The organism is Ornithinicoccus sp. (assembly GCF_057176825.1).
The window spans coordinates 435263-451352 of the sequence record NZ_CM169976.1 but is presented as its reverse complement, the minus strand read 5'-3'; the positions used below and the strand labels follow the sequence as shown (position 1 = coordinate 451352).

Below are 16090 nucleotides of genomic sequence, written 5' to 3'. Positions count from 1 at the left end.
ACTTGTCGTTATGACAGTCTGCTTGTCATGTCTCGAGGGGTTCGACTGTATGACGTGCTGCGGCGGATCCGGCCCGTCCACGAACTGTCCGCCCGGGCGGTGAGCGACGGGCTCGCTGACACCGACCTCACCGTCCCGATGCGTGCCGTCCTGGAACGGCTGCACGACGACGGTCCCCAGCCGGTGCCGGCGATCGCCCGGTCGCTCTGTGTGACGCGGCAGGGGGTGCAGGCGCTGGTCGACGAGGCCAAGCGGCTCGGATACGTCGAGACCCGGCCCAACCCCAGCCATCGCCGCTCCCACCTGATCGTGCTCACCGAGGCCGGCCACACGGCATACGAGTCCGTGCACGCCGCGGAGCTGGTGCGGCTGGACCGCCTGGCCACCGACCTCGATCCCGATGACGTCGAGGCTTGTGTCCGGGTCCTCGACCACCTCGTCCGCGGGCTGGCCGCGGGCGTCACCGAGCCAGAGAAGGATGGATCATGACGCGCCGGAGCACGACGACCCCGACCGGGACCACGACCGGGCGCCTGGACGTGCCGGGCGGCCACATCGCGTATGTCGAGGCGGGCGCGGGTGCACCGCCGATCGTGCTGCTGCACGCCGGCTACGTGGACCGCAGGATGTGGACGCGCGAGCTCGCGCACCTGTCGCGGCGGACCCGGACCGTGGTGCCCGAGGCGCGGGCGCACGGCGAGTCGTCGACGCCCTTCACGCCGTTCCGCCAGTGCGACGACGTTGCTGCGCTCGTGCGGGAGCTGGGCGCCGGCCCGGCGGTGCTGATCGGGGTGAGCATGGGTGCCAGTGCCGCGCTCGATACGGCGCTCGAGCACCCCGACGTGGTGAGGGCGTTGGTGATCAGCGGCGCCGGGACCAACGAGCCGGTCTGGGACAGCCCGGAGATAGGAGCGCTGTTGGCGGAGCGGGACCGGGCGGAGCGGGAGATGGACGCTCCGGCCTGGCTCGCCGCCTCGCTCCGGGCCAACATCGGCCCCGACCGGCCGCTGGAGGACGTCGATCCGGCCTTCGTCAGCCTGGTGCAGCAGATGGAGCAGGACTTCGTGGCCACCCATGTCCGTCCCGGGGTGGTGCCGCCCTCCCACGTGACGGGTTCGTGGGAGCGGCTCGGCGAGATCCCGGTGCCGGTGCTCGGCATCGTCGGCGAGCTGGACTACGTCGACCACCACCGGATGTGTGAGCGGGCGGTCGCCGCCGTGCAGGACGGGCGGGGTGTCGTGCGGATCACCGGGGCCGGGCACCTGCCCAACCTGGAGGCTCCCGAGCGGTGGGAGGACGCCGTCGACGAGTTCCTGGACCAGATCAGGGTCTGAGGGCAGGTTGTCGGGCCTGCTCGGCGGGTCGGTATCCTCGGTGCCGGTCGAGAGTTCCGGTGTCCAAGCCCTGGCTGAGCCGGACGGCAACCCTTCCGCATGGTGACGGGGTGCTCCAGGTGATGACCAGGCTGGCCCGCCCGGGTCGGCAAGCACGTATGCCGCTCTCACTCCAGGAGTTCTCAGATGGCCGTCCCGTTGGGTGTCCTCGACCTCGTTCCCGTCAGCAGCGGTGCGACCGCCGCACAGGCGCTGGCCCACAGTCGCGACCTGGTGCGTCGGGCGGAAGAGGCGGGCTATCACCGCTACTGGTTCGCCGAGCACCACCTCAACCCCGGCGTCGTCGGGTCCTCACCCGCCTTGACCATCGCGCTCGCAGCCGGGGACACCAGCCGGATCCGGCTCGGGTCCGGTGCGGTGCTCGCCGGGCACCGCACCGCGCTGTCGATAGCCGAGGAGTTCGCGCTCCTGGCCGCTGCCTTCCCGGGGCGGATCGACCTGGGTCTGGGCCGCTCGGGAGTGCGGCGGGCACCTGGGGTGGGCCAGCCGGCAGGTCCGCCCCCGTCCCCGCCCGCGGTGGCCGAGCACACCACCCCCGAGGGTTTGCTGATCCCGGCGCCGGTGGCGCTCGGGCCGTTGCTGTCCGGGCCCCGGTTCAGCGCCAGCCAGTCCCTGCTCTACCTCGAGGGCTCCCAGCCGGAGGGATATGCCGAGATCGTCACCGCGATCCAGGACATCCTGGGCGGCGCCCTGGAGGTCGAGGGACTCGCTCTCCCCGAGGCCGCCGCCGACACCCCGAGCGACCCCGAGCTGTGGATCCTCGGGAGCTCCAAGGGCGAGTCGGCGGCCCTCGCGGGCACACGGGGCCTGCGCTTCGGCGCGAACTATCACGTGGCGCCCTCCGGGGTCCTGGACGCAGTCAGCCACTATCGCGACAGCTTCGTCCCCGGAGTGGGCCTGGCGGCACCGCACGTCACGGTGTCGGCGGACGTCGTCGTCGCGCCGACCGACGAGGAGGCCGAGCTCCTGGCAGCCGGCTATGGCCAGTGGGTCGCCTCGATCCGCACCGGCCGTGGCGCGATCCCCTACCCGTCCCCGGAGGAGGCTGCGGCTGAACCGCTGCCGGCGGAGGAGGAGGCGCTCGTGGCAGACCGGGTGAGGACGCGATTCGTCGGCAGCCCCGAGCGGGTTGCCGACCAGCTCGCGGTCCTCCAGGCCGCCAGCGGCGCGGACGAGCTGCTCGTCACGACCATCACGCACGACTACGAGGCGCGCGCCCGCTCCTTCGAGCTGCTCGCCGCCGCCTGGCACGCCCGCCCCTAACTCGACCGGACGGGCGGGCTGGCGATCTAGCGGGTGACCGGACGGGTGGTCTGGCGATCTAGCGGGTGGCCGGACGGGTGGTCTGGCGATCTAGCGGGTGGCCGGACAGGTGGTCTCGCGCTGCCGGGCGGCACGCTGTCGGTCTGCCGCATCCTCACGCAACTGTCTCGGCTCCCTGCCATGGGCTGGGTGGCGGGGGTGATCTCCAGGCGACCCGTCTGGTGGCGGGTAGGACCGCCAGACCACCCGTCTGGTGGCGGGTAGGACCGCCAGCCGACCCGTCTGGTGCCGGGTAGGAGCGCCAGACCACCCGTCCGGTCGGGAGTGAGGGAGGTCACGTCGGGGAGATGCATAACGCAGTTGACTTGATCAACCAAGGTTGTGTTATGTTCATCTCGGTCATGAGCCCCAGCGTCAAGCCCTGGCTTGCTGGGCGGCAACCCTCTCTCGCAGTGGGGTGCTCCAGGTGAGGACCGGGCCGTTCGCAAGACCGCGATCGGCAAGTGCGACACCCACGGAGGTCCCTCCCTTGAAGACGGTCACCCCGGACCCGCAGCACGTCCGGACCTCGTTCGTCCCCCGCGGCATGACTCTCCTCGCGACCGCCGCGCGCCCCGAGATGCCCTCGGTGCGCGCGCGCAGTTGTTGTCGCTGAGCGACCCGCGCCCCGCACCGCCTCCGCACCAGCCCCGGGGACCCGCTCCCCGCCCAGCCCGGTCCGACGACGGACCAGCCTCCCTCCAGGAGTTTCCCTTGAGTTCTGTCCTGCCTACCCCCGAATCCCCGCTCCACCTCGCCGTGGCGCTCGACGGCACCGGGTGGCACCCCGCCTCCTGGCGCCGCGCCGGTGCCCGCGCCACCGAGGTCTTCGGCGGCCGCTACTGGGCCGACCAGGCCCAGGTCGCCGAGCGCGGTCTGCTCGACTTCCTGACCATCGAGGACTCCCTCGGCCCGCAGTCCCCGACGCCGTTGGGCAGCGGGCAGGGTCCGGACCCCAGCCGGCTGCAGGGCCGGCTGGACGCCTCGCTCCTCGCCAGTTGGGTCGCCACCCGGACCGAGCGGATCGGCATCGTCCCGACCATCACGACGACGCACACCGAGCCGTTCCACGTCTCCAAGAACCTGGCCACGCTGGACCACGTCAGCCTGGGGCGGGCGGGGTGGCGGGTGCAGACCTCCCCGAGCGCCGGGGACGCCGCCCACTTCGGTCGCCGCCCGGCGCCGTTCGGCGAGGTCCGCGACGTGCAGCAGCTGCACTCGCCGGAGGCCCAGGCCGCGTTGCGGGCGCTGTTCGAGGAGGCCGCCGACGTCATCGAGGTGGTGCGCCAGCTCTGGGACAGCTGGGAGAAGGACGCCGAGATCCGGGACGTCGCGACGGGCCGGTTCATCGACCGGGACAAGCTGCACTACATCGACTTCGAGGGCGAGTTCTTCTCGGTCAAGGGCCCCTCGATCACGCCGCGTCCACCGCAGGGCCAGCCGGTGGTGACCGCGCTCGGTCACCAGCGGATCCCCTACGAACTGGCCGCCCGGGGCGCCGACGTCCTCTTCGTGACCCCCCAGGACGACGAGGACGCGGCGGCGATCCTGAGCGAGGTGCGGGAGATCGAGGCCCTGCACCGCACCAGTGAGACCCCATTGCTCGTCTTCGCCGACCTGGAGGTGGCGCTGACCACTCCCGAGCACGGCGACGGGCCAGCGCGGCTGGCGGCGCTCAACGACCTGGCCGGCGCGGAGCACCGCTCCGACGCCCTCGTCCTCGCGTGCGACCCGACGGAGCTCGCCGACCTGACGGAGCGCTGGCACGCCCTCGGCTATGCGGGGTTCCGTCTCCGGCCGATCGAGCACGCCGTCGACCTGCCCGCGATCACCGGGGCCCTCGTCCCGGCGCTGCAGCGAGCCGGGCTGTTCCGCACGACCTACGCCGACACCACCCTGCGCGAGCGGCTCGGACTGCCCGTTGCGGTCAACCGCTACGCCACCGCGTCCTGACCACCCCGACACGAAAGAGACGCCTGACATGAGCACACCCCTCAAGCAGGTCATCCTCGGGGCGCACTTCCCCGGGGTGAACAACACGACCGTCTGGAGCGACCCCCGCTCCGGCAGCCACATCGAGTTCGACTCCTTCCGCCGGTTCGCCCAGACCGCCGAGCGCGGACACCTGGACTTCCTCTTCCTGGCCGAGGGCCTCCGGCTCCGGGAGCAGCGCGGGCTGATCCACGACCTCGACGTCGTCGGCCGGCCGGACACCCTCCCGGTGCTGGCCGCGCTGGCCGGCGTCACCGAGCACCTCGGCCTGGTCGGCACCATCAACGCCACGTTCAACGAGCCCTACGAGCTGGCCCGCCAGTTCGCCACCCTGGACCTGCTCTCCGACGGCCGGGCGGCGTGGAACGTGGTGACCAGCTCGGACGCCTTCACCGGTGAGAACTTCCGTCGCGGCGGCTACCTGGACCGCGAGCTGCGCTACGACCGGGCCGAGAGCATCGTCGCTGCGGCCCGGCACCTGTGGGACTCCTGGCAGGCCGACGCCGTGGTCGCTGACCCGGAGACGGGCCGCTTCCTGGCAGACGGCACGGTCGGGGAGTTCGCCTACCGCTCCGCGCACTTCGACATCGCCGGCCACTTCAACGTGCCGCGCACGCCCCAGCAGCACCCCGTCATCTTCCAGGCGGGGGACTCCGACGGTGGCCGGGAGTTCGCCGCGCGCACCGCCGACGCGATCTTCACCCGTCACGGGACGCCCGAGGCCGGCCGGGCCTTCTACCGGGACATCAAGGCCCGGCTGTCCCGCTACGGGCGCGGTCCGGACGAGCTGAAGGTCCTGCCGGGGGTCACCTTCGTGGTCGGGGACACCGACGAGGAGGCGGCCGAGCTCGCGGCCGACATCCGGCGCCAGCAGGTCAGCGGCCAGACCGCGCTGCTGCTGCTGGAGCAGGTCTGGAACCGGGACCTGTCCGGCTACGACCCCGACGGGCCGCTGCCCGACATCGGGCCCGAGACCGGCCCGTCCAGCATCATCCAGGGCAGGGCCCGGCACGTCGACGACGCGCACGCCGAGGTCGCCCGGCTGCGTGCCGTCGCCGAGGAGAAGAACCTCTCGCTGCGCGAGGTCGTCATCGACCAGAGCCAGCGCCAGGCGTTCGTCGGCAGCCCGCGCACCATCGCCGACGCCCTCATCGGCGCGGTGCAGACCGAGGTGAGCGACGGCTTCATCCTCGTCCCGCATCTCACCCCCGGCGGTCTGGACGACTTCGTCGACCGGGTGGTCCCGATCCTGGTGGAGCGGGGGGCCTTGCGGGATTCGTATGCCGAGGGGTCGACCCTGCGCGACCACCTGGGTCTGTCCGCCGCACGCCCCGCCGTGGAGTGGGAGGACCGGGCCGTCGCCGGGTCCCGGAAGGAGTCAGCATGAGCACCGTCATCCTGGTGGGGAACCCGCGCGCCGGGTCCCGGACCGCGGCCCTGGCCCGCACGGTGGCCGACCAGGTCCGCAGGCAGCTGCCGGACCTGGACCTGGGTGGCGAGCCCGAGGTCCTGGAGCTGGCCGACCTGGTCGGCGTCACGTTCACCGCCGAGCCCGCATCGGCGCCCGCGCCGCACCCCGACCCCTGGGGGGTCGGTGCGGGCGGCCCGGCTGCTGGTCGTCGCCACGCCGACCTACAAGGGCACCTACACCGGGCTGCTCAAGCTGTTCCTGGACGGCTACCAGGCCGGCGACCTCGCCGGGGTGGTCGCGGTGCCGGTGGCCATCGCCGGCAAGCCGGACCACCGCGACTCCGTCGCGGCGACACTGCGCCTGCTCCTGGAGGAGCTCGGGGCGCAGGTCCCGGCCGGGGCGGTGTCGCTGCTCGAGCCCGAGGTCCCGGACGCCGAGACGGATCGTCGCCGACTGGGCTAGCGAGCGGGCCGGCGACCTGCAGCGTGCCCTGACCGGAGCCGGAGCGCCAGCCCGGGACGACGCCCCGGCCAGGGATGACGCCCCGGCGGGAGGTACCCGGTGACCGCGCACGCCTTCTCCCGGCACGACGGACTGGCCGGCGCTACGGGCCAGGACCCGACACCCGACCCCGCGGCCTTCCGGGCGGCGTTCCGCAGCGCCGTCGGCACGGTCAGCGTCATCACGGCCGGCGGTCCGTTGCGCCCCGTCGGCTTCACCGCCACCTCGCTGGTGTCGGTGTCGCTGGACCCGCTCTACGTCAGCTTCAACATCTCCCGGACGGCCTCCAGCTGGCCCACCGTGCAGCGGGCCGGTCACATCGCGGCGCACCTGTTGCACCGGGACCAGCAGGACGTCGCCTCGGCCTTCGCGACCAGCGGCATCGACCGGTTCGCCGCCGCCGGCCGCTGGGCCTCCGGGCCGCACGGGCTGCCGGTCCTGGACCGGTCCCTGGCTCGGCTCATCCTCGCGGTCCGCAGCCGGACCCACGTCGGCGACAGCGCCGTCGTGCTCGCCGAGGTGGTCGACATCGAGCACACCCCCGGTGCCCCGCTGGCCTACCACGACGGCGGCTACCGCGAGGTGGTCGACGTCGCCCGCGGCGGCACCGGGCACACCTCCACCCCTGACCCTTCCCCCGAACGGTGACCCCCATGACCCACACCCGACCCATCACCGGAGCCCTGGGCGCGGCCCTCCTCCTCGCGGCCTGCGCACCCGGCGGCACGGCCGAGCCCGGCAGCCAGGGCGGCGCCGGCGCGGCCGCCAGCGCCCTGCCCGCGTCGAGCCCCGAGGACGTCACGCCCGGCGGCACCCTGCGCTTCGCCGTCGGGTCCGACCAGGGCTGCGTCGACCCGCAACAGGTCGGCAGCAACGACACCATCTACTCGATCCGGCACCTGGTCGACTCGCTGACCGACCAGGACCCCGAGACCGGCGAGATCGTTCCCTGGCTCGCGGAGTCCTGGGAGGTCAACGACGACGCCAGCTCCTACACCTTCACGCTGCGCGAGGGCGCCACCTTCAGCGACGGGACCCCGGTCGACTCCGAGGCGGTGCAGACCAACCTGGACCGCGCGCAGGACATCGGGGTGCGCGGTGCCCTGATCAAGGGCTACCTGGACGGCTACACCGGCACCACCATCGAGGACGAGCGCACCTTCACCGTCGAGTTCGACCGACCCAACGCCCAGTTCCTCCAGGCCACGTCCACCCACACCCTGGGGCTGCTGTCGCCGGAGTCGGCGGAGCAGACCGACGACGAGCGCTGCGCCGGCGTCGTCGGCTCCGGCCCGTTCGAGCTCGAGGACTACGTGGCGGACAGCTCGATCACGCTGACCAAGCGGGAGGGCTACGACTGGGGCTCCTCGCTGTGGGAGCACACCGGGGAGGCCTACCTGGACACCCTGGAGTTCACGATCGTGCCCGAGTCCGGGGTGCGCAGCGGGTCCCTGACGTCCGGTCAGGTCGACGTCATCGGCAACATCGCCCCGCAGGACGAGGAGACGCTGGGCGCCTCCGGTGCCCAGCTGCTGGCCCGGTCCAACCCCGGGATCCCGTTCAGCCTCTACGTCAACCACGACCACGAGGTGCTGTCCGACCCGGCGGTCCGCGAGGCGATCGCGCTGGCGATCGACCGGCAGGAGATCGTCGACACGGTCTACACCTCCTACGCGGTGCCGGCCACCAGCATCCTGGCCTCCACCACCCCGCTGTATGCCGACCAGTCGGCTCTCCTGGAGTTCGACCCGGAGGGCGCGGAGGCCGCGCTGACGGAGGCGGGCTACGCCAAGGGGGAGGACGGGGTCTTCGCCAAGGACGGGGAGCGCGTGTCCTTCGACATCCTCTGGTTCAACAACGCCGCCACCAACGCACCGACCCTGGAGCTGATCCAGCAGCAGCTGGCGGCCGTCGGGATCGAGGTCAGCCTCACCGAGGGACAGGTGGCCGACTGGACGGCCACGGTCGCCGAGGGCAACTACGACACCAACTGGGGCAACCTCACCCGGGCCGACGGCGACATCCTGCGCTCGTCGTTCCACACGGACCTGGCCAACAACTACCGGCTGGAGCCCTCCGCGCTGGACGACCTGCTGGTCGAGCAAGCCGGGAGCGCCGACGAGGAGGAGCGGGGCGAGGTCCTCGCCGCGGCCCAGCAACACCTGGTCGGCGAGCGACTGGTGGTGCCGGTCGTCGAGCTGACCACCGTGCTGGGCGTCGGGGAGGACGTGCACGGCGTGACCTTCGACGCCGGGTCCCGGGTGCAGCTCTACGACGCCTGGATCGAGCAGTAGGCCATGGCGCGGTATGTCGCGGTGCGGCTCGGCCTGGCGGTCGGCGTGCTGTGGGCGGCCTACACGGTCTCCTTCCTGGTGCTCTACCTGCTGCCCGGCGACCCGGTGGCCGCCATGGCCTCCGGCGGCATGGAAGGGCGCACCCGTCAGCGCGGAGGAGCTGGCCGCGCTGCGTGCCCAGTACGGCTTCGACGACCCCCTGCTCGTGCAGTACGGCACCCAGCTCCTGGCCGCGCTGCAGGGTGACTTCGGCGCCTCGGTGCAGTCCGGGCAGGCGGTGACCGCCGCGATCGCCCAGGCCCTCCCGAGCACCGTGCAGCTGGCCTCCAGCGCCCTGGTGCTGGCCGTGCTGCTCGGCGGGACGCTGGCGGTGCTGGCGACCTACACCTCCGTCGGCTGGCTGCGCCAGTTCCTGCTCGCGCTGCCGCCGGTGGCGGTGTCGCTGCCCACCTTCTGGGTCGGCCTGGTGCTGGTGCAGTGGTTCAGCTTCACCTTCGGCTGGTTCCCCGCGTTGGGGGACCACGGCTGGCGCTCCCTGGTGCTGCCGGCCGTGACCCTCGCGATCCCGATCGGCGCGCTGATCGCCCAGGTGCTGGCGACCTGCCTCAAGGACGCCCTGGCCGAGCCCTACATCGTGACCGCGCGCGCCAAGGGGATCAGCCGACTGCGCGATCCACGCCCGGCACGCGCTGCGCAACGCCTCGCTGCCGGTGCTGACGGTGCTCGGGCTGGTCGTGGGCAACCTGCTGGCCGGCTCGGTGATCGTCGAGACCGTGTTCAGCAGGGCCGGTGTCGGGCGCCTCACCGTCACCTCGGTCAGCTTCCAGGACCTGCCGGTCGTCCAGGGCGTCGTCGTCCTCGGCGCCACCGTGTTCGTGCTGGCCAATCTCATCGTCGACCTCGTCCTGCCGCTCGCCGACCCCCGGGTCGCCGTCGGCCGGTCCTACTCCTAGGAGGGAGCGCCCGATGTCGCTGACCCAGACCACGGTCCTCCTCGACCCGCCCCCGGCCGACAGGTCCGCCGAGGCCCCGGCAGGCACGTCCGCCGCCCCGGCGCGACCACGGTCGACCGCGCGCCGCCTGGCCCGGGCCCCGCGGTTGCCGCGGGTGGTCCGGTTCGGCCTGCGCCGGCCCGGCCTGCTGCTGAGCGTGGCCCTCCTGCTGGTAGTCGTGGTGGCGGCCTTCGCCCCGGGTCTGATCGCCCCCGGTGACCCCGACGTCGGCGTCACCGCGGAGAAGCTGCTGGCCCCGAACTCGGCGCACTGGTTCGGCACCGACAACCTGGGCCGGGACCTGTTCACCCGGGTCGTGCACGGCACCGCGCTGTCGCTGCGCACCGCCCTCATCGCGGTCGGCCTGGCGCTGGCCGCCGGGGGGCTGCTCGGGGTGGTGGCCGGCTTCCTCGGCGGCTGGGTCGACCACGCGGTCATGCGGGTCGTCGACGTGCTCATGGCGATCCCGTCGCTGCTGCTGTCGCTGGCCCTGATTGCGGCGCTCGGCTTCGGGCCCACGAACGTGGCCATCGCGGTCGCCGTCGGCAGCGTGGCGACCTTCGCCCGGATCGCCCGGTCGCAGACCCTGCGGGTCTGCCAGGCCACGTATGTCGAGGCCGCCCGGTCCCTCGGGTCCCGCTGGCACGTCACGCTGCGGCGGCACATCCTGCCCAACGCGTCCGGCCCGATCCTGGCGCTGGCGGTGCTGGAGTTCGGCATGGCGATCTTGGCCGTGTCGGCCCTGAGCTTCCTCGGCTACGGGGCGCCCCGGCCCGCGCCCGAGTGGGGGTCGCTGGTCTCGGAGGGCCGCAACTACCTGGCGAGCGCCAGCTGGCTGACCACGCTGCCCGGCCTGACCATCGCGGCGACCGTGCTCGCGGTCAACCGGGTCTCCAAGGCCCTGGACGGGGAGTGGGGTGCGTTCCGGTGACCGTGCTCGAGGTGCGTGACCTGCGGGTGGCCTACCAGACCTCCCGGGGACCGGTGGAGGCCCTCAAGGGGGTGGACCTGGCCGTCGGGAAGGGCGAGGTGGTCGCCCTGGTCGGGGAGTCCGGCTCGGGCAAGAGCACCCTGGCCCACTCGGTCATCGGGCTGCTCGCCGACAACGCCACGGTCGAGGGTGGCAGCATCGAGCTCGCCGGGCGCGACGTCAGCGGGTGGAGCGAGCGACGGTTGCGCACCGTCCGGGGCCGCGAGGTCGGCCTCGTGCCGCAGGACCCGAGCGTCTCGCTCAACCCGGTGAAACGGATCGGGCCCCAGGTCGTGGAGGCCATCACGGCGCACCGGAGGCTGCCGCGGGCCGTCGCCCGGGCGCAGGCCCTGACGCTGCTGGAGAAGGTCGGGCTGGATCGGCCCGAGGTGCGGGCGCGGCAGTACCCGCACGAGCTGTCCGGCGGCATGCGCCAGCGGGTCCTCATCGCGATCGCCATCGCCGGTGAGCCGGACCTGCTCATCGCCGATGAGCCGACCAGTGCGCTCGACGTCACCGTGCAGCGGCGCATCCTGGACCACCTGGAGACCCTGACGGCCGACCTGGGCAGCTCCATGCTGCTGGTCACCCACGACCTGGGCGTGGCCGCAGACCGGGCCGACCGCATCGTGGTGATGCAGGGCGGGCTTGTCGTCGAGGAGGGCCCGGTCCGGCAGATCCTCCAGGACCCGCAGGACGACTACACCCGGAGGCTGCTGGCCAGTGCTCCCGGGCTAGGCCTGGGCGCCGGCACCGGCGCGGGGGTGACCGGCACGGCATACCGCCGGCCCGCGCCGGCGTCCGCCGGGGCAATCCCGCTCGTCCGGGTGGAGCACCTGATCAAGGACTTCACCCTGCCGGCGACCCGCGGCAGCGGTCCGCGGACGGTGCGGGCGGTCGACGACGTCAGCTTCACGCTGCATCGGGGCCAGACCCTGGCCCTGGTCGGCGAGTCCGGATCCGGGAAGTCGACCACGGCGCGGCTGGTGCTGCGCCTGGCCGACCCGACGTCCGGCACCGTCACCTTCGACGGGGCCGACATCACCACCGCGAAGGGACGGGAGTGGCGCGACCTGCGGCGCCGGGCGCAGCTCATCTACCAGAACCCGTACGCCTCGCTGGACCCGCGGTTCACCGTCGAGGAGCTGGTGACCGAGCCGCTGCGGGCGTTCTCGGTCGGCAGCCGGGCCACGCAACGGGAGCTGGCCGCACGCCTGGTGGACCGGGTCGCCCTGCCGGACGGCACCCTCGCCCGCAAGCCGGCCGAGCTGTCCGGCGGGCAGCGGCAGCGCGTCGCGATCGCCCGCGCCCTGACCCTGTCGCCGGACCTCGTGGTCTGCGACGAGGCGGTCTCGGCGCTCGACGTCTCGGTGCAGGCGCAGGTGCTCGAACTGCTCGCGGAGCTGCAGGAGCAGGACGGCCTGGCCTACCTGTTCATCACGCACGACCTGTCCGTCGTCCGGCAGATCGCCCATGACGTGGCCGTGATGCGCCAGGGCCGGGTGGTCGAACTGGCCCCGACCGAGCAGGTCTTCGAGCGTCCCACCCACCCGTACACCCACGAGCTGCTCTCGGCGATCGCCGGGACGCGACACCACACCGCAGGAGTCCCGGCGTGAAGTTCCTCGTCCTCACCCTCATCACCCACCTGCCCGACCCGGTCACCGGGACCCGGCTGTCGACATACGAACGGCTGCGGCAGGTGGTCGACAACGCGGTCCTGGCCGAGGAGCTCGGGTTCGACGGGTATGCCGTGGGGGAGCGGCACGAGCGGCCGTTCATCTCCTCCTCGCCGACCGTGGTGCTGAGCCATATCGCGGCACGGACCAGCCGCATCCGCCTGTTCACCGGGGTGACGACGCTCAGCCTGCTGGACCCGGTGCGCGCGTTCGAGGACTACGCGACCCTGGACAACCTGGCCGACGGGCGGCTGGAGCTGATCATCGGCAAGGGCAACGGGTCGGCGCAGCGCGAGCTGTTCCACGTGACCCCGGAGGACCAGTGGGCCCGCAACCGGGAGTCCTACGAGGTGTTCCGCCGGTTGTGGAGGAACAACCGGATCACCTGGTCCGGGCAGTTCCGCCCGCCGCTGGTCGACGCCGAGGTGTGGCCGCAGCCGCTGCAGCGTCCGATCCGGGTCTGGCACGGCAGCGCGACCTCGACGGCGTCGGTCGACGTGGCGGTCGAGTTCGGCGAACCGCTCTTCTCGGCGAACGTCACGCACGGGATCGAGCCGTATGCCGAACTGGTCCGGTACTACCGGGAGCAGTGGGCCGCGGCGGGGCGCGACCCGTCCGACGCGCTCGTCGGCGCCGGGTCCGCGGGCTTCGTGGTCACCCGGGACAGCCAGGAGGCCGTCGCGCTGCACCGCCCCGTCTACGAGGCGCGGGCCCGGCAGTTTGCGGCGGCGGGGGTCGAGCCGTCGTTCCGCGACTACGACGACTTCCTGGAGCGCAGCTCGGCGCTCGTCGGCAGCCCGCAGCAGGTGATCGAGAAGGTGCACCGCTACCACGAGCAGCTCGGGCACGAGGTGCAGCACCTGCACGCCGACGGGGAGGGCCTGACCCCCCAGCAGCACCGGCGGACGCTCGAGCTGTTCCAGTCCGAGGTGGCGCCCGTGCTGCGCCGGGAGATCCCGTCCCGTCCGCTGGCAGCGCCGGTGAACCCGGCGTTCGGCGCGGCCCCGGAACTGGCAGCCGGCTGACGGCACGGTTTGTCGTGTCGCTGACCGGCGCGCCGAAGATCCTGCGCCGGTCGGGGATCGTGTCGAGGGTCACCTTTCGTCCTGAGGCCCAGATGGGTTAGGCTGCCGAACGATATCCATCACGACCGGCTGAGGGACAGGCCCGACGAAGCCGGGGCAGCCTGCCGCGGGGCAACCCGCGGCAAAGGTGCCAAATCCTGCGGCGTCCCTCGGGGATTGGCCGGAAGATGGAGCTCGCGGACGGGCCGTGGCCCGCTGGCGAGAGGCGCCCATCGTCCGCATGTCGCAGGATCTGGCGGCCGGACACCTGGGAAAGGCGCCACCGACATGACCGAGATCTCCCGACTCACCCGCGGTCTGCGGACCGGCATCGACGCCGACCCGTCGCAGGGTGCGGTCATCCCGCCGTTGTATCTGTCCAGCAACTTCAGCTTCGCCGAGTTCGGCGTCAAGCGGACCTACGACTACACCCGCAGCGGCAACCCGACCCGCGACGTGCTGGCCGAGGCGCTGACCACGTTGGAGGGCGGCCACGCCGGGACGATTACGGCGACGGGGATGGCGGCGATCACACTGTGCACCCAGGCGCTGCTGCGCCCGGGCGACACCATCCTGGTGCCCCACGACTGCTACGGGGGGAGTTGGCGGCTCTTCGACTCGCTCTCGGCACGGGGGCAGTTCGAGAGCCGGACCGTCGACTTCAGCGACCTGACGGCGGTGCGGGAGGCGCTCGCCGCACCCACGGCCCCCCGGGTGGTCTGGATCGAGACCCCGTCCAACCCGTTGCTGCGGATCACCGACCTCGCGGCGGTCACCGAGGCGGCGCACGAGGTCGGTGCGATCGTGGTGGCGGACAACACCTTCCTGTCCCCGATCCTGCAGCGGCCCCTCGAGTTCGGTGTCGACGCGGTGGTGCACTCGACCACCAAGTTCATCAACGGCCACAGCGACGTCGTGGGCGGTGCGGTCATCGCCGCCACCCCGGAGCTGCACGAGGAGTTCGCCTACTGGGCCAACGTGCTGGGGATCGTGGGCAGCCCCTTCGATTCCTACCTCACCCTGCGTGGGCTGCGCACCCTGCACACCCGGATCCGGGCGCACCAGGAGAACGTCGCCGCCGTGGTGGACGAGCTCGCCGATCACCCCGCACTGGCCAGGGTCTACTACCCGGGCCTGCCCGACCACCCCGGTCACGACCTCGCGGCGCGACAGCAGGACGGCTTCGGGGCGATGCTCTCCCTCGAGCTGGTCGGCGGTGAGGTTGCCGTGCGGGCCTTCGTCGACGGGCTGCGATGTTTCAGCCTGGCCGAATCGCTGGGTGGCACCGAGAGCCTCGTCGCCCACCCCGCGACGATGACGCACGCCTCGATGACCCCCGAGGCCCGGGAGGTCGCGGGCATCAGCGACGGGCTGCTCCGGCTGTCGGTGGGCATCGAGGACCCTGCCGACCTCGTGGCCGACGTGCGCGGGGCCCTGGACCGGGCGCTGGCGGCCGCGGAGGCTGCGGGGGCGCTGGGCCGCAGCGAGGTAGCGTGAGGGTGTCGGGAGGAGGCCCGGTGAGCGATCGGGAGCGAGAGCAGACGGTGCCGACCGGTCTCGCCGCGCGGCTGGCGCTCCCGGAGCGTCCGTTGCTGCTGTTCAGCATCACCCCGCCCCGGCGCAACACCCCCGAGGAGGACCTGCGCAGGATCGCCGAGGTCACCACCGGGCGGCTCGGGGACCTGGACCTGGACGCGCTGATCCTCTACGACATCGAGGACGAGAGCGACCGCAACCCCGAGGAGCGCCCCTTCCCCTACCTGCCGACCCTCGACCCGGCCCGGTTCCACGCCGGGCACCTGGCCGCAGGTTGGGACCGACCCGTCGTGATCTACCGCTCGGTGGGCAAGTATCAGCCGACCGAGCTCAAGCAGTGGCTCAGCGACCAGGACCCGGCGCGGGTCGCCACGGTCCTCGTGGGAGCCTCCTCGGGCTCCAAGCAGGTGCGCACCAGGCTCACCGAGGCACAGTCCCTGTGGCGCGATGCCGGGGCCGGGCTGTCCCTGGGGGCGGTGGCGATACCGGAGCGGCACGCCGCTCGGGGCGACGAGCACACCCGGATGCTGCGCAAGCAGGACGCCGGGACCTCCTTCTTCGTGACCCAGGTCGTCTACGACGTCGACGCGGCCAAGGACCTGGTCTCGGACTACTACTACGCGTGCGTCGACCGGGGGATCCGGCCGGCACCCCTGGTGTTCACCCTGTCGGTGTGCGGGTCGCTGAAGACGCTGGACTTCCTCCGCTGGCTGGGGGTGCACCTACCCCGGTGGCTGCTCAACCAGATCGAGCGGGCGGACGACCCGCTCGCCGAGTCGTTCCGGCAGTGCACCGAGATCGCCGCCGGTCTCGCAGACTTCTGCACCCGGCTGGGAATGCCGTTCGGGTTCAACATCGAGAGCGTGTCCATCCGCCGGGTCGAGATCGACGCCTCGGTGCAGTTGGCGGCGCACCTCAGGGAGCGCCTGGCCAGTGGTTGAGCTCTCGCGGTCGT

The 16090-nt window shown here is 72.6% G+C and carries 15 protein-coding genes and 3 riboswitches; all 15 genes read left to right on the top strand.

What is annotated here, in order from left to right; all coding sequences use genetic code 11:
* Positions 1-27 precede the first annotated feature (27 nt).
* The 15 genes from AC1QRC_RS02365 (at position 28) to AC1QRC_RS02295 (ending at position 16076) form a co-directional block, all read left to right on the top strand.
* Positions 28-489 (top strand): MarR family winged helix-turn-helix transcriptional regulator, encoded by a 462-nt coding sequence (locus AC1QRC_RS02365; protein WP_484205254.1) that lies wholly within the window; start codon positions 28-30, stop codon positions 487-489.
* Positions 486-1334, top strand: coding sequence for an alpha/beta fold hydrolase (locus tag AC1QRC_RS02360; RefSeq protein WP_484205253.1), 849 nt, complete (start codon positions 486-488; stop codon positions 1332-1334). The genes AC1QRC_RS02365 and AC1QRC_RS02360 overlap by 4 nt, the downstream gene beginning before the upstream one ends.
* Positions 1335-1379: 45 nt before the next feature.
* Positions 1380-1495: riboswitch (SAM riboswitch) on the top strand.
* A 25-nt stretch (positions 1496-1520) separates the two neighbouring features.
* Positions 1521-2657, top strand: a complete 1137-nt coding sequence (locus AC1QRC_RS02355) for an LLM class flavin-dependent oxidoreductase (RefSeq protein WP_484205252.1) — start codon at positions 1521-1523, stop codon at positions 2655-2657.
* A gap of 397 nt (positions 2658-3054) precedes the next feature.
* Positions 3055-3169: riboswitch (SAM riboswitch) on the top strand.
* A gap of 241 nt (positions 3170-3410) precedes the next feature.
* Complete coding sequence (locus tag AC1QRC_RS02350; RefSeq protein WP_484205251.1) at positions 3411-4649, top strand: LLM class flavin-dependent oxidoreductase; 1239 nt, start codon at positions 3411-3413, stop codon at positions 4647-4649.
* A 28-nt stretch (positions 4650-4677) separates the two neighbouring features.
* Positions 4678-6075, top strand: coding sequence for an NtaA/DmoA family FMN-dependent monooxygenase (locus AC1QRC_RS02345; protein WP_484205250.1), 1398 nt, complete (start codon positions 4678-4680; stop codon positions 6073-6075).
* A gap of 207 nt (positions 6076-6282) precedes the next feature.
* Positions 6283-6561, top strand: coding sequence for an NAD(P)H-dependent oxidoreductase (locus tag AC1QRC_RS02340; protein WP_484205249.1), 279 nt, complete (start codon positions 6283-6285; stop codon positions 6559-6561).
* Positions 6562-6660: 99 nt separating this feature from the next.
* The gene (locus AC1QRC_RS02335; RefSeq protein WP_484205248.1) at positions 6661-7248 is read left to right on the top strand and encodes a flavin reductase family protein; all 588 of its coding nucleotides are present in this window, start codon (positions 6661-6663) and stop codon (positions 7246-7248) included.
* A 5-nt stretch (positions 7249-7253) separates the two neighbouring features.
* Positions 7254-8894 (top strand): ABC transporter substrate-binding protein, encoded by a 1641-nt coding sequence (locus AC1QRC_RS02330; protein WP_484205247.1) that lies wholly within the window; start codon positions 7254-7256, stop codon positions 8892-8894.
* 3 nt (positions 8895-8897) lie between these two features.
* Positions 8898-9140, top strand: a complete 243-nt coding sequence (locus AC1QRC_RS02325; protein WP_484205246.1) for a hypothetical protein — start codon at positions 8898-8900, stop codon at positions 9138-9140.
* A complete protein-coding gene (locus AC1QRC_RS02320; RefSeq protein WP_484205245.1) occupies positions 9100-9870 on the top strand; it encodes an ABC transporter permease in 771 nt (256 codons plus the stop codon). Before AC1QRC_RS02325 ends, AC1QRC_RS02320 begins: the two co-directional genes overlap by 41 nt.
* Positions 9861-10817: an ABC transporter permease gene (locus tag AC1QRC_RS02315; RefSeq protein WP_484205244.1), complete on the top strand. Its 957-nt coding sequence runs from the start codon at positions 9861-9863 to the stop codon at positions 10815-10817. Before AC1QRC_RS02320 ends, AC1QRC_RS02315 begins: the two co-directional genes overlap by 10 nt.
* On the top strand, positions 10814-12475 hold the full coding sequence (locus tag AC1QRC_RS02310; RefSeq protein WP_484205243.1) for a dipeptide ABC transporter ATP-binding protein: 1662 nt from the start codon (positions 10814-10816) through the stop codon (positions 12473-12475). Before AC1QRC_RS02315 ends, AC1QRC_RS02310 begins: the two co-directional genes overlap by 4 nt.
* Positions 12472-13560 (top strand): LLM class flavin-dependent oxidoreductase, encoded by a 1089-nt coding sequence (locus tag AC1QRC_RS02305; RefSeq protein WP_484205242.1) that lies wholly within the window; start codon positions 12472-12474, stop codon positions 13558-13560. Before AC1QRC_RS02310 ends, AC1QRC_RS02305 begins: the two co-directional genes overlap by 4 nt.
* Before the next feature lie 113 nt (positions 13561-13673).
* A riboswitch (SAM riboswitch) is annotated at positions 13674-13794 on the top strand.
* 93 nt (positions 13795-13887) lie between these two features.
* On the top strand, positions 13888-15096 hold the full coding sequence (gene metB / locus AC1QRC_RS02300; RefSeq protein ID WP_484205241.1) for a cystathionine gamma-synthase: 1209 nt from the start codon (positions 13888-13890) through the stop codon (positions 15094-15096).
* A 20-nt stretch (positions 15097-15116) separates the two neighbouring features.
* Positions 15117-16076 carry a methylenetetrahydrofolate reductase gene (locus AC1QRC_RS02295; protein ID WP_484205240.1) on the top strand — a complete coding sequence of 320 codons (960 nt, stop codon included), beginning with the start codon at positions 15117-15119 and terminating at the stop codon, positions 16074-16076.
* Positions 16077-16090: the final 14 nt, after the last annotated feature.